The sequence below is a fragment of the Microvirga sp. 2MCAF38 genome, assembly GCF_052115485.1.
GTDB lineage: Bacteria > Pseudomonadota > Alphaproteobacteria > Rhizobiales > Beijerinckiaceae > Microvirga.
Genome location: NZ_JBFRGU010000004.1, coordinates 551,470 through 573,802, shown reverse-complemented (window position 1 = coordinate 573,802; position 22,333 = coordinate 551,470). Strand labels below are relative to the sequence as shown.

Sequence of the window (22,333 nt, the reverse complement as noted above, 5' to 3'; positions counted from 1 at the left end):
AAAAACCCGGCCTGGTGGCCGGGTTTAATTCTTGTGGCGCTTGTCCGCAGGTGCGGAAAATTAAGCGCTCAGGGTCTGGATGCGGTGAGCCAGACGGGAGACCTTGCGCGAAGCGGTGTTCTTATGAACGAGGCCCTTCTGGGCCGCGCGCATCATCTCCGGCTCGGCGGCGCGAAGAGCGGCGACAGCGTCGTTACGGTTGCCGGAAGCGATGGCTTCCTCGACCTTGCGAATGAAGGTCCGCATACGGCTGCGGCGCGAACGGTTGACCGCGGTGCGCTTCGCGATCTTGCGGGTCATTTTCTTGGCCGACACGGTGTTGGCCATGGCCTGTCCTCGTCTTTCAAAATCCGATGCGAAGAGCCTGTTGGGCAGGTGCCCGGGCGGTGATCGGTGATGTGGAAACTGGAGAGCCCGCGTCGGGCGCGGGCTCATGTGTGGCGGCTTATAGACTCAAGGAAAGGCGAACGTCAACGGCGAGCGGCCTTCCAGCGTCAAAAAAGCGCCCTGAGCGCCTGACGCCAGGGATTGGCGGGGTCGATCAGGAGCCGAAGGGCCATGAGACTGGACACCGCGACGAGGAGTGGGCGGATCAGGCGGGACCCGAGCCGGATGGCAAGACGAGAGCCGATCTGCGCGCCGATAAACGAGGCCCCGGCCATGACGAGGCCGACCGGCCAGACCACGGTCCCCGTCGAGGCAAAGAGGAGAAGAGAGCCGAGATTGCTGGAAAGATTGAGCAATTTGGTATGAGCGGTCGCCCGCACCACCCCGTAGCCGAGCAGCATGACGAAAGCGAGCATATAGAAGGAGCCCGCGCCGGGGCCGAAGATGCCGTCATAGAAGCCGATGGCGACGGGGGCGGTCAGGCCGAAGGTCAGCGCCGTCATGCGCGCGCTCGCATCCGCATCCCGCACCTTCGGGGAGAAGGCGAAGAAAAGGGCGATGCCGATGAGAAGGACCGGGATCACCGCATCGAGAACCGGGCGCGGCAGGAAGCGTACGCTGAGCGCCCCGGCGATGCCGCTCATGAAAGCAATGGCGGCAAGCGGCAAGGCCGCGCGCCAGTTGATCAGCCCTTTGCGGCCGAAGGCATAGGTCGCCGAGGCCGCGGCGAACGATCCCTGCACCTTGTTGGTCGCAATGGCGTGGGCGGGATCGAAGCCCGCAAGCAAGAGCGCCGGCAGGGTCAGGAGACCGCCGCCGCCTGCAATCGAATCCACGAAGCCGGCCAAAAGCGAAATCGCTGCCAATGCCGCGAGCATATCGAACCCGAAGTCGCCCATCATCGTGCCGTCAGGCCGCCTTTACTTGTTCTGGAAGTCCGGCGCGCGTTTCTCGACGAAGGCGGCCATGCCTTCCTTCTGGTCGATGGTCGCGAACATGGCGTGGAACAGGCGGCGCTCGAAGCGCATGCCTTCGGCGAGAGTCGTCTCGAAGGCGCGGTTCACGCTCTCCTTCGTCATCATGGCGATGGGGAGCGACATGGAGGCGACGGTCTCGGCGGTTTTCAGCGCGTCGGCGAGAAGGTCCGCCACCGGCACGATGCGGGCGACGAGCCCTGCGCGTTCCGCTTCCTCCGCGCCCATCATGCGCCCGGTGAGGCACATCTCCATGGCCTTGGCCTTGCCGACCGCGCGCGTCAGGCGTTGCGAGCCGCCCGCCCCCGGCATGACGCCGAGCTTGATTTCGGGCTGACCGAATTTGGCGTTGTCGGCGGCGATGATGAAGTCGCACATCATGGCGAGTTCGCAGCCCCCGCCGAGGGCAAAGCCCGCGACGGCGGCGATGATCGGCTTGCGACGGTTCGCGACCCTGTCCCAGGCGGTGATGAAATCGTCGAGATAGGTTTGCGGGAAGGACAGGCCCGCCATCTCCTTGATGTCGGCGCCCGCGGCGAAAGCCTTTTCCGATCCGGTGATGACCATGCAGCCGATGCCCGCATCGGCCTCGAAGGTATCAAGTGCCGTGTTCAACTCGCTGACGATGGTCGAATTGAGGGCGTTCAGCGCTTGCGGACGGTTGAGGGTGACAAGCCCCACTCTGCCGCGTGTCTCGACCAGGATCGTTTCGTAAGCCATGGCGTCGCCTCCCTGAGATTGGCTACCGGTAGGCGACGGGATGGGGCTCGGCAAGTGGAAATCGGCAAGTGGAAATCGGCAACTGGAAATGCCGCTACACCACGAGCTTGCGATAGAGATGCCAGGTGGCGTGGCCGAGAACCGGCAGGACGATGGCGAGGCCGACCATGGCGGGGATGAAGCCGAGGAAAAGTCCGAAGGCCACGATAAGCGCCCAGGCCAGCATCGTGCCTGGATTGGCCGCGACTGCCCGGAACGAGGTCCGGATCGCGGTGCCGATGCTCACGTGCCGATCGAGCAGCAGGGGGAAGGAGACGACGCTGAGGCAGAAAGCGAGCGCGCTGAAGGCGAGCCCGAACGCGTTGCCGACCAGGATCAGGAGCCAGCCTTCCCGCGTGGTGAAGACCTCATGAAGAAACGGCATCATGGCCTCGGATGAGCTCTTTCGGAAAAGAGACAGGTAGAGCGTTTCCGCGGTCCCGACCCAGGCGAGGAAGAGCGCCATCAGGAGAAGGCCGAGAAACACAATCGAACCCCTCGCGGGCGAGAACAACACGTCGGTGATGTTCTTCATGGAGACGGGCAGGCCGCGCTCCCGGCGTCGGCTCAACTCATAAAGGCCGAGCGCCGCGAACGGGCCGATCAGCGCAAAGCCGGAGACGACGGGGAAGAGCAGTGGAAAAAGGCGGTAGCCGAACATGAGTCGCGCCAGGAAAAGGCCGATGATCGGATAGACGATCACAAGAAAGAACACGTGCGTCGGCATCGCCCAGAAATCGTCGAAACCCTCTCTCAAGGCGTCCTTGAGGTCGGCAATGCCGATCTTGCGCACGGGGAGCGCTTCGATGTCGTCGGGTGAATCGTGCGGAACGTCCTTGGAACCCGAAACGACGCGAATCTTCACCATGGCAGCGTCTCCTGAACGACGGTTCAAGCAGGCTCTAAGCCTTCGGCATCGAAGATGGTCGCGGCAAAGGTTGGGCCTGCTGCCCTATCAACCGCGAGACGCCTTCGGCCGTTCCACCTTTCGGCCCGACGGCTGGCACTTCGGACAATAGAAGGTGGAGCGGCCCGATTGCACGAGGCGCGCCACGGTTCCGCTGCATCCGGGGGTGATGCAGGTCTCGCCTTCCCGGTCGTAGACCCGGAAAGCGTGCTGGAAATAGCCCAGCGTCCCGTCGACCTGGGCATGGTCGCGCAAGGTGGAGCCGCCCGCTTTCACCGCCTCGTTCAGGACGTCGCGGATGATGTCGGCGAGTTCGTGAGCCTTGGCGGTCGGCTTGCCGGTCTTCGATGTCAATGAACCGGCCGGGGCCTCCGGGTGCAGCTTTGCGCGAAACAGCGCCTCGCACACATAGATGTTACCGAGCCCGGCGATCAGGCGCTGGTCGAGGAGTGCCGCCTTCAGGGGTGTGCGCCTGGCGGCGAAGAGCCGGGCGATGGTCTCGCCCGACAATTCGTTGCCGAGGGGTTCGATCCCCATGGCCGCGAAATGGCGGCAGGTTTCGATCTCCGCGCGGGGGACGAGGTCCATGAAGCCGAAACGACGGGTGTCGTTATAGATGATGGTCGCGCCGTTCGAGAGGTGGAAGACCACGTGGTCATGGGGGCTCTCGCCTCCCGGGTCGTGATGGAAGCTCCCCGGCTCCCGCGTCTCACCGTTCATCGTCACGAGAAATCGCCCGGACATGCCCAGATGCATGACGAGCACTTCCCCGGAGGAGAGATCCACCAGGAGATACTTGGCCCGCCGACCGAGGCCTGTGACGCTGTGGCCCTCCAGCCGCTCCACGAACCGCTCGGGAAACGGAAAACGCAGATCCGGGCGGCGTTGGGCGACTTTTATGAATCGCTGGCCGACCATGGCGGGCTCCAGACCGCGGCGGACGGTTTCGACTTCGGGCAGCTCGGGCATCAACCATCTCTTTGAGTGAAGGTCGCACTCACATAGCCATTCGGATAGGCTTCCGCTATGGATCGCGGCCAAAGGCGTTGAAAGGTTTTGTGACCATGACCGACCAGAACACCCATTTCGGGTTCGAGACCGTGCCGCTCGGCGAAAAGCAGGGCCGGGTCAACGAGGTCTTCCATTCGGTCGCCAGCCGCTACGACCTCATGAACGATCTCATGTCGGCGGGCCTCCATCGCCTCTGGAAGAACACGCTGGTCAATATGCTGCGTCCGCCGCGCGAGCGGCCTTTCCAGCATCTCGATGTGGCCGGAGGTACCGGAGACGTGGCTTTCCGCATCCTCGATGCGGGCGGGCCTCAGACCCACGTGACCGTGCTCGATATCAATGGCGATATGCTCGATGTCGGGCGCGAGCGGGCGGGCGGCCGCTACGAGGGTCGCATCGACTTCGTCGAGGCGAATGCCGAATCCCTGCCGCTCGCCGGCAAGAGCTTCGATGCCTACACCATCGCGTTTGGCATCCGGAACGTGCCGCGCATCGATCTGGCGTTGAAGGAGGCCTATCGGGTGCTGAAACCCGGCGGGCGTTTCCTGTGCCTCGAATTCTCCAAGGTGGACGTGCCCGGCCTCGACGCCATCTATGAGGCCTATTCCTTCAATGTCATTCCGAAGATCGGGCAAATGGTGACGGGCGATTCCGAATCCTACCAATATCTGGTCGAATCCATCCGCCGCTTCCCGCCGCCCGCCGCCTTCGCGCGGATGATCGAGGAGGCCGGGTTCAAGCGCGTCAGCCACCGCTCGCTGACGGCGGGTGTCGTCGCCATTCATTCCGGCTGGAAGATTTGACGTGGTCGGCAGTATCGTCCATCTCGCCCGCAATCTTCGCGCCGGTTTTATCCTGGCCCGTGAAGGCGCGCTCGCGCTCATCGATCCGAACGTCCTGCCGCCCTCCGCCCGTTTCGGTCTGCGCATGGCGCGGCTCGTGGAGCGGCGCGATGTGGGCGACGGGGCGGAGCGCCTGTCGGCGGCGTTGACGCGGCTCGGACCGTCCTATGTGAAGTTCGGCCAGTTTCTCGCGACCCGTCCCGACATCGTCGGGGCGCAGGCCGCGCGGGATCTGGAGCAATTGCAGGATCGCATGCCGCCTTTCCCCCGCGTGCAGGCGGTGAAGGTGGTGGAGGCCGCCCTCGGCCGGTCCGTCGCCACGCTCTTTCTCGACTTTAGCGAACCGCTCGCCGCGGCTTCCATCGCGCAGGTCCACAAGGCCCGGATCGCGACGCCGGATGGCGAGGAAACGGTCGCCGTGAAAGTGGTGCGCCCAGGCGTGCGCGAAGGTTTCTCGCGCGATCTCCAGGCCATGCGCGCGGCCGCGAAAGTCGTCGAGCGTTTCATGCCGGAAGCACGCCGTTTCAAGGCGCAGGAAGTGGTGGAGACGCTCGCCCGCTCGGTTGCCGTCGAGATGGATCTGCGGCTCGAGGCGGCGGCCATGTCCGAACTCGCCGAGAACACCAAGGACGACAACGATTTCCGGGTGCCGAAACCGGAATGGGACCTCACTGCGCGGGACGTTCTCACCACCACCTGGATCGACGGCATCCGCCTCAACGACCTAGCCGCCATCGAGGCGGCGGGTTTCGACCGGGTGGCGCTGGCGCGGACTCTCATCCAGTCCTTCCTGCGACATGCCATCCGCGACGGGTTCTTCCACGCGGACATGCATCCCGGCAATCTGTTCATCGATGCGCAAGGCCGCCTCGTCGCGGTCGATTTCGGCATCATGGGCCGGCTCGGCATGAAGGAACGACTGTTCCTTGCCGAAATCCTCCTCGGCTTCATCAAGCGCGATTATCGCCGCGTGGCGGAGGTGCATTTCGAAGCGGGCTACGTGCCGCCGCATCATTCGGTGGAGGATTTCGCGCAGGCCCTTCGCGCCATCGGCGAGCCGATCCACGACCGCCGTGCGGACGAGATTTCGATGGCGAAGCTGTTGACGCTTCTCTTCGAGATCACAGCTCTCTTCGACATGGCGACGCGTACCGAACTCGTAATGCTGCAAAAGACCATGGTCGTGGTGGAAGGCGTTGCGCGCAATCTCGATCCGAAGCTCGACATGTGGGGCACCGCCGATCCGGTGGTGCGCGAATGGATCGAGCATCATTTCGGCCCGATCGGGCGCATCGAGGAAGCCGGCAGGGGTATCAAGACGTTGGCACATGTGGCCGCTGACCTGCCGAACATCGCCTTGCGCGCGCAGCGCATTCTCGACCGCGTCGAGGAAATTGCGGCAAAGGGCCTGACGCTCCATGCCGATAGCATCGCCGAGATCGGTCGCTTGGAAGCGAAGGGCCATCGCTGGGGCAATGTGGCTTTATGGATCCTCGCCGTGTTGTTGATGATTCTGGTGTTCGGAGTGCTCTGAGCATGACGCTGTCGGGCAAGCGCATCCTTCTCGTCATCAGCGGCGGCATCGCGGCCTACAAGTCGCTCGATCTCATTCGCCGCCTGCGTGAACGCGGCGCTTCCGTGCGCTGCATTCTGACGGCCGGCGCACAGGAGTTCATCACGCCGCTCGCCGCCGCTTCCATTTCGGGGCAGCGTGCGCACACCAATCTGTTCGATCGCGAGGACGAAGCCGATATCGGCCATATCCGTCTCGCGCGCGATGCGGATCTCATTGTCGTCGCGCCCGCGACTGCCAATCTGATGGCGAAGATGGCGGGCGGTCACGCGGACGATCTCGCGTCTACGGTGCTGCTTGCCACGACGCTGCCGATCCTGATCGCCCCCGCCATGAACGTGCGCATGTGGCAGCACGCGGCGACGCAGCGCAATCTCGCGACGCTCAAGGCGGACGGCGTGCGGGTCGTCGGCCCCAATGACGGCGCGATGGCGGAAGCTGAGTTCGGCCCCGGCCGCATGTCAGAGCCGCTGGAAATCGTCGCCGCCGTCGAGAGTTTGCTCGCACCAAAGGGTCCGCTCGCGGGACGTCACGTGCTCGTCACCGCTGGGCCGACCCATGAACCCATCGATCCCGTGCGCTACATCGCCAACCGCTCGTCGGGCAAACAAGGATATGCGATTGCCCGCGCCGCTGCCGAGGCCGGTGCGAATGTGACTCTGGTGGCGGGCCCGACAGCCCTGCCCGATCCCGTCGGCGTGAGCATCGTTCACGTGGAGAGCGCGCGCGAAATGCTCGCGGCGGTCGAGAAGGCGATGCCCGCCGATATCGGCATCTTCACCGCCGCTGTCGCCGATTGGCGCGTGGCGAGTGCCGCGACCGAGAAGATGAAGAAGATGCGCGATGTCCCCGCCGCTCTTCCCCTTGTCGAGAACCCGGACATTCTCGCCACAATCGCTCACCTCAAGGCCGGTCGTCCCGCCATCGTCGTGGGCTTTGCCGCCGAGACGGAAAAGGTAATCGACCATGCGCGCGAGAAACTGGCGCGCAAAGGCTCCGATCTCATCGTCGCGAACGACGTGTCGGCGGAAAGCGGCGTCATGGGCGGCGACAGCAACACGGTTCATCTGATCTCAACGTCCGGCATCGAGACCTGGCCGCTTCTCGACAAGAGCGAGGTTGCTCGCCGGTTGATCGAGCGCCTCGGCGCGATGATCGCGAGCAAACAATCATGACAACATCCCTTCGCGTTTTGCGCCTCGCTCACAGCGAGGGTTTACCTCTGCCGCGCTATGAAACCGAGCAGGCGGCGGGTCTCGATCTGATCGCCGCCAATCCTGCCGACGCGCCCGTGGTCTTGAAACCCTCCGAGCGCGCCCTCATTCCAACCGGGCTGGTGCTCCAGCTTGAGCCCGGTTTCGAGGCTCAGGTCAGGCCCCGGTCGGGGCTGGCGCTCAAGCATGGGGTGACGGTTCTCAACGCGCCGGGCACCATCGATGCGGATTATCGCGGCGAGGTGCAGGTGCTTCTGGTGAATTTCGGGCAGGAATCTTTCGCAATCCCGCGTGGCACGCGCATCGCTCAGTTGATCGTCGCACCCGTTTCGCGCGCGACGCTCGTCGAGGTCGAGGAGACCGACGAGACGGTGCGTGGGCGCGGCGGGTTCGGGTCCACGGGTCTCACGCGGGAGGCACATCGATGATTCTTTTGTCTCGCCGCTCTCTTCTGGCGATTGCCGCCGTGACCGACATCGCGCTTCACGCGCGGCCCATGCCGGTGTCGGCTAAGGCGCTCGCCGCGCGACACAATCTTCCGCCGCGCCATATGGAGCCCATTCTCCAGGCGTTGGTGCGTCAGGGCATCCTGAAGGGCGTGCGCGGCCCGCGTGGGGGCTATGAGCTGGCGCGCGAGCGCCGGCGTGTCACGGCGGGCGAAATCGTGCGTGTCGTCATGTCGGTGACGGAGGAGGACGGCGCGCCGCCCCTGCCGGAATCACATCTCGTCGAGGCCATCATCATGCCCGTCGTCGAGAAAGGAACGAACGTTTTCCTGGCAGCGTTGGACGAGGTCACGGTGGAGGACCTTTGTAACAGGGCGCTGGCCGAGGGAGCGGTCGAAACTCTGGCTGTCGTTGATTTCACCATTTAAAATTGTGAATAAGAACAATTCTCGACAACGAATGGAAAAAGGAATAAAGACTGCTCTCACAGAGTTTCATGACACATGGAGGATCCTATGGCTGATCAGGCCAAGCCCGGTCGCGGACGCATCTACGGTTCGATCACGGAAACAATCGGCAACACACCTCTGGTCCGCCTGAAGCGCCTGCCGGCGGAGCGCGGCATCGACGCCGAGATCCTTGTGAAGCTCGAATTCTTCAACCCCATTGCGAGCGTCAAGGACCGCATCGGCGTCAGCATGATCGACGCGCTGGAAGCGCAGGGCGTGATCAAGCCGAACACGACGCTGATCGAGCCGACCTCCGGCAATACGGGTATCGCGCTCGCCTTCGTCGCGGCCGCGCGCGGCTATCGTCTCATCCTCGTGATGCCGGAGACCATGTCGATCGAGCGTCGCAAGATGCTGGCCTATCTCGGCGCGGAACTCGTGCTCACCCCCGGCCCGCTCGGCATGAAGGGCGCGGTGGCCAAGGCCGAAGAGCTTCTCAAGGAGACGCCGAACGCCGTCATCCCGCAGCAATTCCGCAATCCGGCCAACCCGGAAATCCACCGTCTGACGACGGCGGAGGAGATCTGGAACGACACCGATGGCAAGCTCGATGTGTTCGTCGCGGGCGTCGGCACCGGCGGCACCATCACGGGTGTCGGCCAGGTATTGAAACCGCGCTTGCCGAACCTGAAAGTGGTGGCGGTGGAGCCGGAGGATTCCCCGGTTCTGTCCGGTGGCCAGCCCGGCCCTCACAAAATCCAGGGCATCGGTGCGGGCTTCATTCCGGAAGTGCTCGACCGCTCCGTCATCGACGAGGTGGTCACAGTCGGCAACCAGACCTCCTTCGATACCGCGCGCAAGCTTGCGAAGTTAGAGGGCATTCCCGGCGGCATCTCGACGGGCGCGAATGTGGCGGCGGCGCTTGAACTCGCGGCGCGCCCCGAGTTCAAGGGTAAGCGCATCGTCACCGTGGCTCCCTCTTTCGCAGAGCGTTACATTTCGAGCGCGCTGTTCGAAGGCGTCGGCTAGACATCCCCGCGGCGGATACGAAAATCGAAAGGGCGGCTCCGGTCGCCCTTTTCTTTTGCGCGGATGCAGACATCTGTAGACAAGGGAAACGCCGAAAACAGGGACGATTATTCATGACATCCGACGCCGCGCCGATCCGTCTCTTCTCCGGTCCGTTGAGCATGTTCGGCGCGAAGGCGCAGATCGCGGCTCATGAAAAGGGCCTCGTATTCGAATTGATCATGGTGCCGTTCGAGATGAAGCGGCTTTATGAGCCGAAGCACCCGGAGGTCGTGCGGGTCAACCCGAAGAAGCAGGTGCCGGTGTTGGTTCACGGCCCGGTCGAAATCTTCGATTCGACCCAGATCTTCGAATATCTGGAGGACCTGCGACCCGCTCCCGCCCTCTGGCCTGCCGGCAGGGCGGCGAAGGCGCGAGCTCGTCTCATCGAGCACAAATCCGATGAGGTCTACTTCCCGCCCATCATTCGATTGATGAGCTTGCAGGATGCGCCGGAGGACCCGGTGGCGATCACCGCGCGCGAGATCGCAGCAGGCTTCTACGAGGATATGGAAGAGACGTTGGGGGACAACGAATTTCTCGCCGGCTCCTATTCCTTCGCCGACATCGCCTTCTACATGGCGCAACTCTTCGGCGCGCGCATGGGCGCGGGCATGACCGATGCGACCCCGAGGCTCCAACAATGGCGCGCGCGGATGACGGAGCGACCGGCCGTCAGACGCGTCGTCGGGCCGATGGCCGCTTTTCTCGTGTCGGAGGGGTGTCCCTTACCCGCGTTCATGGCGGACCTCGCCCCATCCGCTGCGGCGACCTGATCCACGAGCTTGGCCAGAACTGTCGCCGTTCGTCGCGGTTGTCTTGAATCGATGGTTCAAGGAGTGCGTGATGGCCGAAAAGAAACGCCCGTCCGGTCGTCTCGGGAATCGCGAAGATCGCGGCGGCGGCAAACCCGGAAATGAAGAGCATAAGCTTCCGGCGGCAGGCCCGCACGCCAAGCCGGAATTGACGAACCCTGATGCGACGCCGGGCACAGGCTCCCTGCCGGACCCCGGAGAGCCCAACGCGGATTCGACGAGCGGATAGACGCGAGGATTCTTCCTCCTTCCATCTTAGCCTTCAACCTTCATCAAGCAGTGACCGTCTCGAAGGAGGTTCCAGAGAGCGCTGGACATGCCTCGTCCTTCGAACGCGATGTATCGAGGATGGTGAAAGGAATGATATATAGTTGTCGAACCCGACACTCCTGTATAACCTGAGCCTTACAAGCACCAAAGCTGACGTGAGGCTGTAATGACTATTCGGACCCTGAGTGTCGCGGATCTGCTGACTTATCTTCAACAAAACGGATCAAGTTTCGCTGACGGGGACGATGTCATTGTCGCTGACACGGCAGAAATTCTTCAGAATCTGAGCCCGGCTATTTTCGGCGAAATGAAGAGGATTTGGGTAGACACGATCGATGCAGACGAGGGCGCTCTGTCCCTCAGAATCGACCAGCTGGATGCGATGGGTACATTGATGGGCTTCGCACCCGATAATGACGTCACGGTTTCCGATACGGCCGGAGCCATCAGCAATCTCAGCTGGCAGCAGATGCAGTGGTACCTGAACAAAGGCATCCGGACCATCGATAGTACCGATAATCTTCCAATCCAGTTCACCACCAGCCAAGCCAACGGGGCATTCGGCGATGAAACTGCGCATTTTGTCATGGCGGCGGATGACAAAGTCACAGTTAAGGACACGACAAACCGAATCAAGAGTGCGCTAACGTCAGGCCTTGGGGCCAAACTGAACGATGGAGGAGTCGATTTCCTGAACATAACCGAAGCAGATAGAACAATTATCCTAACCGTCGCTGAAGCAAAAGCCCTTGCTCAACTCACGAAGCTCAAAATGGAGGCCACGACCAATGTGACGGTTGATGGCAGCTTCACCGAGCTGCAGACGTTAACCGCCCAGGATATTCGGCAACTCGGCTTGAACAACGTCGATTTCATCAGTGCTGGTCCTAGTACTATCCAACTGCGTGCGGATCAGGCCATCGCCTTGGCGGAAACAGCATCACTGTCCGTGGCGGAGGAAAGCTTCTCTAGGGTGATGGACACGGCCGCGAATCTCGCAAACCTAACAGCGGAACACATCGCGAGGCTAGATGCCAAGAAGGTTGATACGATTGACCTCCCGCAAGGTGTCGGCCCTCTCTCGCTGAGTGCGGATCAGAGCGTGGCCTTGGCCAAGACATCGTCCCTCACCGTCGCCGTGGGCCTGACGGTGACCATGGCCGATACCGCCGCCAGGATTTCGGCGGCTCTCGCCACCCTGACCGAGGCGCAGATCTCCGGCCTTCTCGGCAAGGGCATCGATGCCATCGATGCCACGGATGACGGGGCGATCGAGCTGACGCTTGGAAGGCTTGATGAAGTTGTCGGTGCCGGGTTGCGGGGGAGCAACGTTTTTGTCGTGAAGGACACGGGCAGCACCCTGGAAAGTTTCGACAATTCAGTTCTCCAGAGAATTGCCGGCCTTAACGTGGCGCGGCTCAATTCCACGACGGACACGCTCACTCTGAACCTCGACAAGGTCATCACACTGGGTTCGGTGGGATTCACCGCGGAGGACCGGGTGACCATCAAAGACACGGTCGATGAGGTTCAGCGCATGACCGGTGAGTTCATCCGTCACCTCGGTGCGAGGGGGGGCGATGTCATCGATGCGGACGGCGCGCAGGCTTCCGTCTCCTTGTCGGCCGAGCAGGTCGGTGCCCTTGCGACGACGTCGCTGACCATGGCGGCAGACGATGTGATCACCCTGCGGGATGAAGGAGCCAGCATTTCGGCCGCCCTCGCCGCTCTGACGGTGGAGCAGGTTCGGGGCTTCGCAGGCAAAGGCATTGATGCCATCGATGCCCTCGGCGCAGGTTCGTATTCTCTGTCCTTTGCGAAGCTTGTCGCGCTCGGCTCCACGCCGCTGGCGGCGGACGATATAGCGACCCTGGCTGACGACGGAGCTGTCCTCTCAGGCCTATCTGCCGTTCAGATGATGGAATTGTCAGTGAAGGGTATCAAAGGCATCGATGCTCTCAATAACAAGCTCGCTTTGAGTCTTGCACAGTTCAACGCTCTCGGATCGCTCAAGACGGCGTCCGGCGACACATTTGAGATTGCTGGGACGTCAGGAGCCGACAACGTTTCAGGACGGGATGCGAATGAAGCTTTCTTCGGCCTCGCCGGCAACGACAAGCTCGCGGGTGGTTTGGGAGATGATACGCTGTCCGGCGGCGCGGGCAAAGATGCTCTCACAGGCGGCGTCGGCAAGGATCGGTTCCTGTTCGACACCAAGTTGAATGCCAAGACCAATCTCGACAGCATCACCGACTGGAAGAACGGCGAGGACAAATTCCTGCTCGACGATGCGATCTTCAAGAAGGTGGGCAAGGGCACAGTGGCCGGCAAGGCGTTGAGCAAGAAGTTTTTCTCGTTCGGCGTCAAGGACAAGGACGACTACATTTCCTACAACGCCAAGACGGGCAAGGTGTCCTACGATGCCGACGGCAGCGACACGAAGTACAAGGCGATCGACTTCCTCCAGTTGAAGAAAGGCCTTACCGCCAAAGTGTTGGATGCTGGCGATTTCCTGGTCGTCTGATCGCTCTTGCGACGGACGTTCGCCGTCCCCTGATTGGTAGCAAGACCCGCCCCTTCAAGGCGGGCTTTGCTTTGAAGCGACGCAGACCTCTTCCACGGGCTTGCAGATCGGGGATCGTCTTTAGGACAAAGCGCTATTCTCAGCTTGCGATCGGTGCGATCACAAAAAAGGCCGCCCGTTGGGCGGCCTTTTGATTTGGCTAAAAGCGCTGCTTTTAAGCGGTCAGCGCTTCCTTCGAGCGCTCGGCGCGCTTGCGGTCGTTCGGGTCGAGGACCGACTTGCGGATGCGGATCGACTTCGGCGTCACTTCCACCAACTCGTCGTCCTGAATCCACGCCAGCGACTTTTCCAGCGTCATGCGGATCGGCGGGGTCAGGCGCACCGCTTCGTCCTTGGAGGTCGTGCGGATGTTGGTGAGCTTCTTGCCCTTGAGCACGTTCACTTCGAGATCGTTCTCGCGGTTATGCTCGCCGACGATCATGCCCTGATAGACCTTCCAGCCGGGCTCGATCATCATCGGGCCGCGATCTTCCAGGTTCCACAGGGCGTAAGCGACAGCCTCGCCCTGGTCGTTGGAGATCAGGACGCCGTTGCGGCGGCCGGCGATCTCGCCCTTGTAGGGCTCGTAGGCGTGGAACAGGCGGTTCATGATCGCAGTGCCGCGCGTGTCGGTCATGAGTTCGCCCTGATAGCCGATGAGGCCACGGGTCGGAGCGTAGAACACGAGGCGCTGACGGTTGCCGCCGGATGGGCGCATCTCGATCATATCGGCGCGACGCTCGGACATCTTCTGCACCACGACGCCGGAATGCTCCTCGTCCACGTCGATGACCACTTCCTCAATGGGTTCGAGAAGTTGGCCCGTGGCCTCGTCCTTCTTGAACACCACGCGGGGACGCGACACGGCGATCTCGAAGCCTTCGCGGCGCATGGTCTCGATGAGGATGGCGAGCTGCAATTCGCCGCGACCCGAGACGAAGAACGAGTCCTTGTCCGTCGCTTCCTCGATCTTGAGGGTCACGTTGCCTTCCGCTTCCTTGAACAGGCGGTCGCGGATCATGCGGCTCGTGACCTTGTCGCCCTCGGTGCCGGCGAGCGGACTATCGTTGACGATGAAGGACATGGTGACGGTCGGCGGATCGATGGGCTGGGCCTGGATCGCGACGTCGTTCTCAGGCGCGCAGAAAGTGTCGGCCACGGAGCCCTTGACGAGGCCCGCGATGGAGACGATGTCGCCGGCCTCGCCGAGTTCGATGGGCTGACGCTCCAGGCCGCGGAAGGCGAGGATCTTGGACACGCGGCCCGTCTCGACCACGTTACCGTCCCGGTCGAGCACCTTGATCGCCTGGTTCGGCTTCACCGAACCGGCGCTAATGCGGCCGGTGACGATGCGGCCGAGGAACGGGTTGGCTTCGAGCAGCGTTCCGAGCATGCGGAACGGGCCTTCCTCGGTCTTGGCCGGGGGCACATGGTCGAGCACGAGATCAAACAGGGGCCCGAGGCCTTCGTCGCTCGGGCCTTCCGGAGACTTCGCCATCCAGCCGTTGCGGCCCGAACCGTAGAGGATCGGGAAGTCGAGCTGCTCGTCCGAGGCGTCGAGCGCCGCGAACAGGTCGAACACCTCGTTGATGACTTCCTGGTGGCGGGCGTCGGGCCGGTCGATTTTGTTGATGGCGACGATGGGGCGAAGGCCGATCTTGAGGGCCTTGGACACCACGAACTTGGTCTGCGGCATCGGGCCTTCGGCCGCATCCACGAGAACGATGGCGCCGTCGACCATGCTCAGGATGCGCTCCACCTCGCCGCCGAAATCCGCGTGGCCGGGGGTGTCGACGATGTTGATGCGGGTATCCTTCCAGACGACCGAGGTCGCCTTGGCGAGAATCGTGATGCCACGCTCTTTTTCGAGATCGTTCGAATCCATCGCGCGTTCTTCCACGCGCTGGTTCTCGCGGAAGCTGCCCGATTGGGAGAGGAGCTTGTCGACAAGGGTCGTCTTGCCATGGTCGACGTGGGCGATGATGGCGATATTGCGCAGCTTCATAAGGGCTCTTTCAAAGCAAAAACCGTCCGGCAACGGGGGCCCGCTTGGCGCACTCTCTCGAAACCGGAAAAGGGAAATCTTGCGATGCAATATAGTGATGAGCCTTTGGCGGCAATAGGGCACGCGCTTTTTCGACGTTCAAGGCTGCCCGGATAAGTCGCAAAACGGGCCTCGGGGGCAGGCGGAGCATGATCCGAACAAGTGGGAAACGGGTGTTCGCCCGGATCATGCGGCAATAAGGAATCGGGAGTTTGATCGTGTTTCAAGAGACACGATCAAACTCTAGGCAGGAATCGGCGTCCGCGATACACAAGATTATAACGTCATTTTTTGAGAGGATTCCCAATGCCATTGATAAGAAGGGGGACTTTGATCGTCGGGCTGGTCATGTGCGCGCTCTCTCAGGCCGCCACAGGACAGACCATGCCAGCGCAGCAATTGATGGACGCCGACCGGGCCTTCAACGACATGGCCCAGAAGGAGGGCGTCGGCAAAGCTTTTATCGCTTATGCGGCGAATGCGCCTATCATGCTCCGTCCGCCGAATATGCCGATCCTCGACAACGAAGAGTTTGTCGGGATCTTCTCCAAAGTGACCGGGTCCGCCCTGAGCTGGGAGCCATTGAAGGCGGAAATCGCGGCGAGCGGCGACCTCGGCTACACCTTCGGTCGCTTCAAGGTGCGCGACAATGGCGAGGTCAAGCAGCACGGGGCCTATGTGACCATCTGGAAAAAGCAGCCGGACGGTTCGTGGAAATACGTCCTCGACGGGGGCGGACCGGTTCCTCAGGAAGTCGCAAAACCCTGAACCGGCGGTTCAGGCCCGCACGCGCCGGGTGCCGAAGCGCCAGTCGGGGCGCACGCTGCGGACCATCATCATTTCCCCGATATTCTCCGGCGTGACGATGCCGACGAGCTTCTGCGTGCTATCGAGGACGATAATCGCCGGGGCCTTCGCCTGGTTGAGGAGGGTGAGCGCGGCCTCGAAAGGCTGCCAATCGCCCACCGTCGGAAAATCCCGCATCATGACTTCCTGAACGGGCCGCGTCGGGCCGCTCTCGCGCAGGGCGAGGATGAGCCCGTCCCGGGTCAGCAGGCCATGAGGATGGCCGGTCTCGTCCACGACCGGAAACTCCTTTTGCGAGGTCCGCAGCATCAGATCGACCGCCTCATCGAGGGTCGAGGAGGCGGGGAGCGCTTCGACTGCGCTCACCATCAGGGACCGCACGGGAAGACCTTGCGTCCCGTCCTGGAGCGCCACGTGCTGGGATTCCGCCGTGGCCGCGAGATAGACGAACAGTCCGATCACCACGAGAATCGGGCTCACGAACAAACCCGCGAGGGCGAACACGAAGGCGGTGCCCTGGCCGATGCGGGCGGCGATGCGCGTCGCCTCCCCGTGGCTCAGCCGCATGGCGAGAAACGCGCGCAGCACCCGCCCCCCATCCATCGGGAAGGCCGGGATCAGGTTGAAGAGAAAAAGGAAGATATTGGCGGTGGCCAGCCGCGCCAGGAGGCTGGCGCGCGGGTCGTCCAGCCCCGTCACCACCGCCTCGTTGAAGCCGATGCCGATCACCACGATCAGGATCGCCGCGATGACCACGTTCACCAGCGGCCCCGCGATGGCGATCAGCAATTCCTGCTTCGGATCGTCTGGAATCCGCTCGAGACTCGCGATGCCGCCGATGGGCCAGAGCGTCACCTGCGGCGTCTTGATGCCATAGTGCCGGGCGACGAGGATGTGACCGAATTCATGGGCGAGCACACAGACGAAGAGCAGCACCATGAATAGAACGCCTTGCAGCGCCGCGTCCCGCCCGCCCACCTGCCATTGCGCCGCGCCGATCCAGATGAGGAACAGCAGGAACGTCACATGAATGCGCACCGCCGTTTCGCCGATGCGTGCAACGGGAATGGACCAGAGCATAAAAATCTCCGCGCGGCGTGACCTTTAAGGTAAGGCGCGCGGAGGGGTTTCGGTAGGAGGTTATTTAAGTGTCCTGACGGACAAGGCCCTTCTGCGCTCGCTGGGAGAAGGCTTCGGACGACCTGTCTTTCTTTAGGATGTGCTATCCCTCAAAGAAAGCAATTACTTCCGCTCTGCCAAATCAGCCGGTCTAAGCAGGTCGAGATGGCTGACGCCTAAAGCCTGGGCCAGTTCGTAGAGCGTCACGATTGTGGGATTGCGGCGGCCTTGCTCCAGACCGCTGAGGTATTGCTGGCTCAACCCGGACCGCTCTTCAATCTGCTCCTGGGTAAAACCTTTTTCACGCCTGATGCGGGCGAAGTTGCTTCCGACGAGCTTGCGCATATCCATGCACAAGCGAAGTGAGGCTTTTGACAGGCAAAGTTTATCAACTATAATATGTAATTATAGTCTTAATGGCCACCAGAATGAGCATTTAAAGGAAACCATGAATGCGATTTGGTGATTGTGCCACTTTCTGGTGTTCATAATGAACCAGCCGTATTCCGCATGGGCGGATCTTCTCAGTAAATTCCAAACCTCACCGGAGTGGGTTCAGGCCCTCTGGCTTGTCAGCATACCGATGACAATGCTCGGCGTGACATGGCTGGTGATGCGCGGCCTCGCCGAGATCGTTTCGCTTCTCTCAAACCGCCGCGAATGTGGGCTCTCGTTTACGGCGTCTATCGAGATACAAGGGGTCGCTGGATGGTTTACTCGCACGGCCGCAAGCCGAGACCTTTGGATCAATCCACGGCGAGTCAAATGCGTGTCATTCCCGGCCGAACGGAGTGAGGGGAAGGGGATCCACGATCAGGCGCGCTTGGCTTGTCAATGGATCCCCTTCCCTCGCCTTCGGCTCGCCGGGGATGACAGCATCGTTTTACAGCCCCAGCTTCTTCTTCCGCTGAGCCAGTGTCCGCAACCGCAGCGCGTTGAGCTTGATGAAGCCTGCGGCGTCGCGGTGGTCGTAGGCGACGGCGCCTTCTTCGAAGGTCACGAGATCCTGGTCGTAGAGCGAATAGGGGCTCTCGCGGCCGATGATGTGGACGCCGCCCTTATAGAGCTTCAGCTTCACTTCGCCGGTGACGAATTCCTGGCTCTTGTCGATGAGAACCTGGAGCATCTCGCGCTCCGGCGAGAACCAGAAGCCGTTATAGATCAGCTCGGCGTATTTCGGCATCAGCTCGTCCTTGAGGTGAGCGGCGCCGCGATCCAGCGTGATCGACTCGATAGCCCGGTGAGCGAGCGCCAGAATGGTGCCGCCGGGGGTCTCGTACATGCCGCGGCTCTTCATGCCGACGAAGCGGTTCTCGACGAGGTCGAGGCGGCCGATGCCGTTGAGGCGGCCGAGTTCGTTGAGCTTGGCCAGAAGATCCGCCGGCCCAAGCTTCTTGCCATCGATCGCGACGGGGTCGCCCTTGGCGAAGTCGATGGAGATGACGGTCGGCTTGTCGGGGGCACTCTCCGGATCGTTGGTGCGCGAGTAGACGTAATCCGGCACTTCGATACCCGGATCCTCGAGCACTTTGCCCTCGGAAGAGGCGTGCAGGAGATTGGCGTCGACGGAGAAGGGCGCGTCACCGCGCTTGTCCTTGGCGATCGGGATCTGGTTCTGCTCGGCGAAGGCGATGAGCTGTTCGCGGGAGCGCAGATCCCATTCGCGCCAGGGGGCGATCACGGTCACGTCCGGCTTCAGGGCATAATAGCCGAGCTCGAAACGGACCTGGTCGTTACCTTTGCCGGTGGCGCCGTGGGCGACCGCGTCGGCCCCGACCTTCTCGGCGATTTCGATCTGCTTCTTGGCGATCAGCGGACGGGCAATCGAGGTGCCGAGCAGGTACAGGCCCTCGTATTGCGCGTTGGCGCGGAACATCGGGAACACGTAGTCGCGCACGAATTCGTCGCGCAGGTCCTCGATGAAGATGTTTTCCGGCTTGATGCCGAGCAGCTCGGCCTTCTTGCGGGCCGGCTCCAGCTCCTCGCCCTGGCCGAGATCGGCGGTGAAGGTCACCACCTCGCAGCCGTAGGTGGTCTGCAACCACTTGAGGATGATCGAGGTGTCGAGGCCGCCGGAATAGGCGAGCACGACCTTGTTCACGCGCTTCGAAGCCATGGTCTTGATGTCCAAAATGATAAGGAACCCGCGACTTAGAACGGAAGCTTGAGCCGCGCAACGGGCAATCGTCATGCGCTGGTGGCATCCCCGCTCGGAAAACGCGGCCCTGTTGGAACGCACGGGGATAGGATAGGCAAACGCATCGAAAGGCGAGCCGGCTTTGCAAAAGCGAGGCCCCACCTTGAGACCCTTATCATTTCGAAGAACAGCGGGAAGTGATCGCGATGCGTCGGCCGATCCTCGAATTCTGGTACGACTTCGCCTCGACCTATTCCTACCTCACCGCCATGCGCATCGAGGCGGCGGCGGAAGAGGCCGGGGTCGGGTTGTTCTGGCGCCCGTTTCTGCTTGGGCCGATCTTCGCGGCTCAAGGGTGGACCTCCTCGCCCTTCAACCTCTTTCCCGGCAAGGGCCGCTATATGTGGCGCGACATGGAGCGTGAGGCGGCACAGCTCCGCATTCCCTTCGTGCGGCCGGATCCCTTCCCGCAGAACGGCCTGCTCGCCGCCCGCGTCGCTCTTCTCGGCGGAGAGCCGGGCTGGGCCCCGGCCTTCACCCGCGCGGTGTATACGGCCGAATTCGGCAAGGGCCGCAATATCAGCGATCCGGTTCTTCTGGCCGAAATTCTGACAGATCTCGGTCAGGATGCGGCGGTGGTGCTCGATGAGGCCGAGAGTGAGCCCGTCAAGACGCGCCTGCGCCGGATGAGTGAGGAGGCCCAATCGCGCGGGATCTTCGGCGCGCCGACCTTCTTTGCCGAGGACGGCGAGATGTTCTGGGGCAACGACAGGCTGGAGCGGGCCCTCGAATGGGCCGTGGCCCAGGCGCGGCGGTCGGAAGTGCCGATCTGACCCCCGTCATGTCGGGTTACGCCTTCACTTTGGCGATGGCTCGTACCAGCTCTAGCGCCTGACGGCGCAGGTCAGGATGAGCGATGGCGGTGAAGGCCTGGAGCAGGGGCAGGCTCTGCGGCGTGTCGAGGACAGCCGTCAGCGATCCCGCGGCCTGAGCCTCCGCGTCGTAGAAGGACGCGACCGGAACGCTTAAGACCCGCGCGATCTCCTGCAGGCGGCTCGCGCCGATGCGGTTGGTGCCTCGCTCATATTTCTGGACCTGTTGGAAGGTGATCCCGAGCGCCTGGGCTAGTTTCTCCTGGCTCAACCCGATGGCAAGACGCCTCAAGCGCACGCGCTGACCGATACGCCGGTCGGCCGCATTGGGTGATTTGGCGGCGGTTGGTTGGGCGCTTGGCGCTCTGGCGCGGTTAGGCGACGTGCTCATGAAAACTCCCCTCTTTGGCGGTGGCGACCACCAGCGGCGCTGGTGGTCGGGGAGCTAGAAAACCGCGCTAGGACGGCTGCGCTGCCCTTTAGACTTGCGTCCTGGACATACGGCAGCACCTCCCCGGCCATGGGCTGGGAAGGCATCACTAACGGCTGATGCCAGCCGCCTAACGAGGGGCTTCTAGACCCCAGAACCGGCTGCGGCCGGCTCCGGCACCGAGATAACACGGGAACGGGGCAAAGGGTCAATGGTGTGCCACCACCTCTCCCGCCATTCCGAGCCACTACCCCTCCGTCATTCCGGGGCCGCGCAGCGGAACCCGGAACCTAGAGCCGCTAAGGGTGACCGAAAGGGCACAACGATGGCCGTCGTTCCTTATCCGGCGACACCAGTGGTTATGGGTTCCGGGTTCGCCTGCGGCGCCCCGGAATGACGGTAGAGGGTGTTCATCCCACCCTCTCAGCCGCGCGCGGAGGATAGAGTGCGCGGTTGGGCCGGAACGCCCAGGGCACATTCCAGCGCTGCCCGATCCCAGTGGCCGGTCTCGGCCGCAGCCGTATAGGTCTGCGTCAGGAAGTCGAGCAGGACGTTATCCGGAGAAGCGGCGTTTCGAACCACATCGTAAGGCAGGATGAACTCGCCGAGCTTTGTGTCGAAAGACGCGCCGGGCGTCACCGGCCGGTCGCGAAAGCCCTGCGGCTCCGGATAGGCGTAGGAATAGAAGGCGGCCTGTGGGAAGGCGTCACTGCCGGGCCAGAAGCCGGCGCTGCTCACCTCATGAGAATAAGCCTCCCGGGTGACGTCATCGGGCAATCCCGAAACGCCGCCCGGATGGAGCGGGGCCATCCGCCCGGAGAACCGGGTCACGGCAAGGTCGAAACTGCCCCAGAAGAAATGAACCGGGCTCGCTTTGCCGAGAAAGCTGCTCCGGAACAGCTTGAACACCCGGTCGACCTGGACCAGCGCGCGCCAGAAGTGATTGGAGGCTGCGGCGTCATAAGCCGAATGAGTCTTGTCCTGCGAGAAGGGGATGGCGTCCGGCATTTCGTTCGGCATCTCGTTGATGGAAACCGCGACCCCGAGACCTGCCAGAAGATCCATGACCCGGCGATAGAAGGCGGCGACGGTCTGCGGTTCGAGGGCGAACGAGCCTTCCTCGCCCCGGCTCGTGCGCGCCTTCAGGCGATGGTCGATGAAATCGAACTCGATTTCGAGGATCTCGTGACCGAAGGGGATCGGGGATGTGCCCAGGCCCCGGGCTGTGACATAGAGCGTTACCTGCCAGCCATGGTTCAGCCACGGCGTCAACGACAGCCGGACCTTGCCCACGATCTGGGTCCAAAGCTGGAGGGTGACGGCGGTGTCCCGCCAGGCCGGATAAGGGAGATCCGGCCAGTCTGTGATGGCGTGATTCATGGTGCGACCTGTCGTGAGATGGATCATCGAAGCTCCGCGCAAGTGGCGGATCGCTCCCTCCGTCCGGTAGATAAGGCTGCCCGGGCAGCCGGAAAGCCCGGGCCCGCGAGTCGTGACTCAGTTGGTGAGGATAAGGCGCAGGCTTCTTGATGAGGGATGAGGCGCAGGTTTCCCTCCCCCTTGCGGGAGGGATGAAGGGTGGGGGTCGTCTGACCGGGTGAAACTTTCATACGTCTGGCGCTGTAGCAGCTTTCCTGCTTGCCGGA

The 22,333-nt window shown here is 62.5% G+C and carries 23 protein-coding genes; 11 read left to right on the top strand and 12 right to left on the bottom strand.

Annotation, left to right across the window (positions count from 1 at the left end; all coding sequences use genetic code 11):
• Positions 1-60 precede the first annotated feature (60 nt).
• The 5 genes from rpsT to mutM all read right to left on the bottom strand — a co-directional run bounded on the left by rpsT (position 61) and on the right by mutM (position 3,996).
• A complete protein-coding gene (rpsT, locus tag AB4072_RS11535; protein WP_441968067.1) occupies positions 61-327 on the bottom strand; it encodes a 30S ribosomal protein S20 in 267 nt (88 codons plus the stop codon).
• 167 nt (positions 328-494) lie between these two features.
• Positions 495-1,286, bottom strand: coding sequence for a TSUP family transporter (locus AB4072_RS11530; RefSeq protein ID WP_441968092.1), 792 nt, complete (start codon positions 1,284-1,286; stop codon positions 495-497).
• 21 nt (positions 1,287-1,307) lie between these two features.
• Entirely contained in the window at positions 1,308-2,081 is a 774-nt protein-coding gene (locus AB4072_RS11525; RefSeq protein WP_441968066.1) for an enoyl-CoA hydratase, read from the bottom strand.
• Between the two features lie 94 nt (positions 2,082-2,175).
• Positions 2,176-2,988, bottom strand: coding sequence for a DUF2189 domain-containing protein (locus AB4072_RS11520; RefSeq protein ID WP_441968065.1), 813 nt, complete (start codon positions 2,986-2,988; stop codon positions 2,176-2,178).
• A gap of 87 nt (positions 2,989-3,075) precedes the next feature.
• Complete coding sequence (gene mutM / locus AB4072_RS11515) at positions 3,076-3,996, bottom strand: bifunctional DNA-formamidopyrimidine glycosylase/DNA-(apurinic or apyrimidinic site) lyase (RefSeq protein ID WP_441968064.1); 921 nt, start codon at positions 3,994-3,996, stop codon at positions 3,076-3,078.
• Between the two features lie 95 nt (positions 3,997-4,091).
• Between mutM and ubiE the strand changes: the two genes are divergently transcribed.
• The 8 genes from ubiE to AB4072_RS11475 all read left to right on the top strand — a co-directional run bounded on the left by ubiE (position 4,092) and on the right by AB4072_RS11475 (position 10,674).
• Positions 4,092-4,841, top strand: coding sequence for a bifunctional demethylmenaquinone methyltransferase/2-methoxy-6-polyprenyl-1,4-benzoquinol methylase UbiE (ubiE, locus tag AB4072_RS11510; RefSeq protein WP_441968063.1), 750 nt, complete (start codon positions 4,092-4,094; stop codon positions 4,839-4,841).
• Between the two features lies 1 nt (position 4,842).
• Complete coding sequence (gene ubiB, locus AB4072_RS11505) at positions 4,843-6,414, top strand: 2-polyprenylphenol 6-hydroxylase (protein WP_441968062.1); 1,572 nt, start codon at positions 4,843-4,845, stop codon at positions 6,412-6,414.
• 2 nt (positions 6,415-6,416) lie between these two features.
• Complete coding sequence (gene coaBC, locus AB4072_RS11500; RefSeq protein WP_441968061.1) at positions 6,417-7,628, top strand: bifunctional phosphopantothenoylcysteine decarboxylase/phosphopantothenate--cysteine ligase CoaBC; 1,212 nt, start codon at positions 6,417-6,419, stop codon at positions 7,626-7,628.
• Positions 7,625-8,095 (top strand): dUTP diphosphatase, encoded by a 471-nt coding sequence (gene dut, locus AB4072_RS11495; protein WP_441968060.1) that lies wholly within the window; start codon positions 7,625-7,627, stop codon positions 8,093-8,095. Before coaBC ends, dut begins: the two co-directional genes overlap by 4 nt.
• Complete coding sequence (locus tag AB4072_RS11490) at positions 8,092-8,541, top strand: RrF2 family transcriptional regulator (protein ID WP_441968059.1); 450 nt, start codon at positions 8,092-8,094, stop codon at positions 8,539-8,541. The genes dut and AB4072_RS11490 overlap by 4 nt, the downstream gene beginning before the upstream one ends.
• Positions 8,542-8,628: 87 nt before the next feature.
• Positions 8,629-9,591 (top strand): cysteine synthase A, encoded by a 963-nt coding sequence (gene cysK / locus AB4072_RS11485; RefSeq protein ID WP_441968058.1) that lies wholly within the window; start codon positions 8,629-8,631, stop codon positions 9,589-9,591.
• Between the two features lie 113 nt (positions 9,592-9,704).
• Positions 9,705-10,406 (top strand): glutathione S-transferase family protein, encoded by a 702-nt coding sequence (locus AB4072_RS11480; protein WP_441968057.1) that lies wholly within the window; start codon positions 9,705-9,707, stop codon positions 10,404-10,406.
• 70 nt (positions 10,407-10,476) lie between these two features.
• Entirely contained in the window at positions 10,477-10,674 is a 198-nt protein-coding gene (locus AB4072_RS11475; protein WP_441968056.1) for a hypothetical protein, read from the top strand.
• Between the two features lie 264 nt (positions 10,675-10,938).
• Here the strand turns inward: AB4072_RS11475 and AB4072_RS11470 are convergent, their stop codons facing one another.
• A complete protein-coding gene (locus AB4072_RS11470) occupies positions 10,939-11,295 on the bottom strand; it encodes a hypothetical protein (RefSeq protein WP_441968055.1) in 357 nt (118 codons plus the stop codon).
• Positions 11,296-11,487: 192 nt separating this feature from the next.
• Here AB4072_RS11470 and AB4072_RS11465 point away from each other — a divergent pair, with 192 nt between their 5' ends.
• A complete protein-coding gene (locus tag AB4072_RS11465) occupies positions 11,488-13,239 on the top strand; it encodes a hypothetical protein (protein ID WP_441968054.1) in 1,752 nt (583 codons plus the stop codon).
• 214 nt (positions 13,240-13,453) lie between these two features.
• On the opposite strand, the gene typA is transcribed toward AB4072_RS11465, so the two are convergent.
• On the bottom strand, positions 13,454-15,283 hold the full coding sequence (gene typA, locus AB4072_RS11460; RefSeq protein ID WP_441968053.1) for a translational GTPase TypA: 1,830 nt from the start codon (positions 15,281-15,283) through the stop codon (positions 13,454-13,456).
• Between the two features lie 345 nt (positions 15,284-15,628).
• Between typA and AB4072_RS11455 the strand changes: the two genes are divergently transcribed.
• Complete coding sequence (locus tag AB4072_RS11455) at positions 15,629-16,090, top strand: YybH family protein (RefSeq protein WP_441968052.1); 462 nt, start codon at positions 15,629-15,631, stop codon at positions 16,088-16,090.
• A 9-nt stretch (positions 16,091-16,099) separates the two neighbouring features.
• Here the strand turns inward: AB4072_RS11455 and AB4072_RS11450 are convergent, their stop codons facing one another.
• The 3 genes from AB4072_RS11450 to AB4072_RS11440 all read right to left on the bottom strand — a co-directional run bounded on the left by AB4072_RS11450 (position 16,100) and on the right by AB4072_RS11440 (position 19,364).
• The gene (locus AB4072_RS11450; RefSeq protein ID WP_441968051.1) at positions 16,100-17,209 is read right to left on the bottom strand and encodes a site-2 protease family protein; all 1,110 of its coding nucleotides are present in this window, start codon (positions 17,207-17,209) and stop codon (positions 16,100-16,102) included.
• Positions 17,210-17,371: 162 nt separating this feature from the next.
• Positions 17,372-17,599 (bottom strand): helix-turn-helix domain-containing protein, encoded by a 228-nt coding sequence (locus AB4072_RS11445; protein WP_441968050.1) that lies wholly within the window; start codon positions 17,597-17,599, stop codon positions 17,372-17,374.
• Positions 17,600-18,131: 532 nt separating this feature from the next.
• Positions 18,132-19,364, bottom strand: a complete 1,233-nt coding sequence (locus AB4072_RS11440; RefSeq protein ID WP_441968091.1) for an argininosuccinate synthase — start codon at positions 19,362-19,364, stop codon at positions 18,132-18,134.
• Between the two features lie 227 nt (positions 19,365-19,591).
• On the opposite strand from AB4072_RS11440, the gene AB4072_RS11435 reads away from it, so the two are divergent.
• On the top strand, positions 19,592-20,218 hold the full coding sequence (locus AB4072_RS11435) for a 2-hydroxychromene-2-carboxylate isomerase (protein WP_441968049.1): 627 nt from the start codon (positions 19,592-19,594) through the stop codon (positions 20,216-20,218).
• Between the two features lie 16 nt (positions 20,219-20,234).
• On the opposite strand, the gene AB4072_RS11430 is transcribed toward AB4072_RS11435, so the two are convergent.
• Both AB4072_RS11430 and AB4072_RS11425 read right to left on the bottom strand, forming a co-directional pair.
• Positions 20,235-20,648, bottom strand: a complete 414-nt coding sequence (locus AB4072_RS11430) for a helix-turn-helix domain-containing protein (protein WP_441968048.1) — start codon at positions 20,646-20,648, stop codon at positions 20,235-20,237.
• A 462-nt stretch (positions 20,649-21,110) separates the two neighbouring features.
• Positions 21,111-22,094 carry a DUF5996 family protein gene (locus AB4072_RS11425; RefSeq protein ID WP_441968047.1) on the bottom strand — a complete coding sequence of 328 codons (984 nt, stop codon included), beginning with the start codon at positions 22,092-22,094 and terminating at the stop codon, positions 21,111-21,113.
• Positions 22,095-22,333 lie beyond the last annotated feature (239 nt).

Bases quoted from the DNA above. Each gene is read 5' to 3' on its own strand.
- rpsT (WP_441968067.1), bottom strand. From the start codon at position 327: ATGGCCAACACCGTGTCGGCCAAGAAAATGACCCGCAAGATCGCGAAG.
- AB4072_RS11530 (WP_441968092.1), bottom strand. From the start codon at position 1,286: ATGGGCGACTTCGGGTTCGATATGCTCGCGGCATTGGCAGCGATTTCG.
- AB4072_RS11525 (WP_441968066.1), bottom strand. From the start codon at position 2,081: ATGGCTTACGAAACGATCCTGGTCGAGACACGCGGCAGAGTGGGGCTT.
- AB4072_RS11520 (WP_441968065.1), bottom strand. From the start codon at position 2,988: ATGGTGAAGATTCGCGTCGTTTCGGGTTCCAAGGACGTTCCGCACGAT.
- mutM (WP_441968064.1), bottom strand. From the start codon at position 3,996: ATGCCCGAGCTGCCCGAAGTCGAAACCGTCCGCCGCGGTCTGGAGCCC.
- ubiE (WP_441968063.1), top strand. From the start codon at position 4,092: ATGACCGACCAGAACACCCATTTCGGGTTCGAGACCGTGCCGCTCGGC.
- coaBC (WP_441968061.1), top strand. From the start codon at position 6,417: ATGACGCTGTCGGGCAAGCGCATCCTTCTCGTCATCAGCGGCGGCATC.
- dut (WP_441968060.1), top strand. From the start codon at position 7,625: ATGACAACATCCCTTCGCGTTTTGCGCCTCGCTCACAGCGAGGGTTTA.
- AB4072_RS11490 (WP_441968059.1), top strand. From the start codon at position 8,092: ATGATTCTTTTGTCTCGCCGCTCTCTTCTGGCGATTGCCGCCGTGACC.
- cysK (WP_441968058.1), top strand. From the start codon at position 8,629: ATGGCTGATCAGGCCAAGCCCGGTCGCGGACGCATCTACGGTTCGATC.
- AB4072_RS11480 (WP_441968057.1), top strand. From the start codon at position 9,705: ATGACATCCGACGCCGCGCCGATCCGTCTCTTCTCCGGTCCGTTGAGC.
- AB4072_RS11475 (WP_441968056.1), top strand. From the start codon at position 10,477: ATGGCCGAAAAGAAACGCCCGTCCGGTCGTCTCGGGAATCGCGAAGAT.
- AB4072_RS11470 (WP_441968055.1), bottom strand. From the start codon at position 11,295: ATGCGCAGTTTCATCGCCGAATGCCCCGTTGGCTTGGCTGGTGGTGAA.
- AB4072_RS11465 (WP_441968054.1), top strand. From the start codon at position 11,488: ATGGAGGCCACGACCAATGTGACGGTTGATGGCAGCTTCACCGAGCTG.
- typA (WP_441968053.1), bottom strand. From the start codon at position 15,283: ATGAAGCTGCGCAATATCGCCATCATCGCCCACGTCGACCATGGCAAG.
- AB4072_RS11455 (WP_441968052.1), top strand. From the start codon at position 15,629: ATGCCATTGATAAGAAGGGGGACTTTGATCGTCGGGCTGGTCATGTGC.
- AB4072_RS11450 (WP_441968051.1), bottom strand. From the start codon at position 17,209: ATGCTCTGGTCCATTCCCGTTGCACGCATCGGCGAAACGGCGGTGCGC.
- AB4072_RS11445 (WP_441968050.1), bottom strand. From the start codon at position 17,599: ATGGATATGCGCAAGCTCGTCGGAAGCAACTTCGCCCGCATCAGGCGT.
- AB4072_RS11440 (WP_441968091.1), bottom strand. From the start codon at position 19,364: ATGGCTTCGAAGCGCGTGAACAAGGTCGTGCTCGCCTATTCCGGCGGC.
- AB4072_RS11435 (WP_441968049.1), top strand. From the start codon at position 19,592: ATGCGTCGGCCGATCCTCGAATTCTGGTACGACTTCGCCTCGACCTAT.
- AB4072_RS11430 (WP_441968048.1), bottom strand. From the start codon at position 20,648: ATGAGCACGTCGCCTAACCGCGCCAGAGCGCCAAGCGCCCAACCAACC.
- AB4072_RS11425 (WP_441968047.1), bottom strand. From the start codon at position 22,094: ATGATCCATCTCACGACAGGTCGCACCATGAATCACGCCATCACAGAC.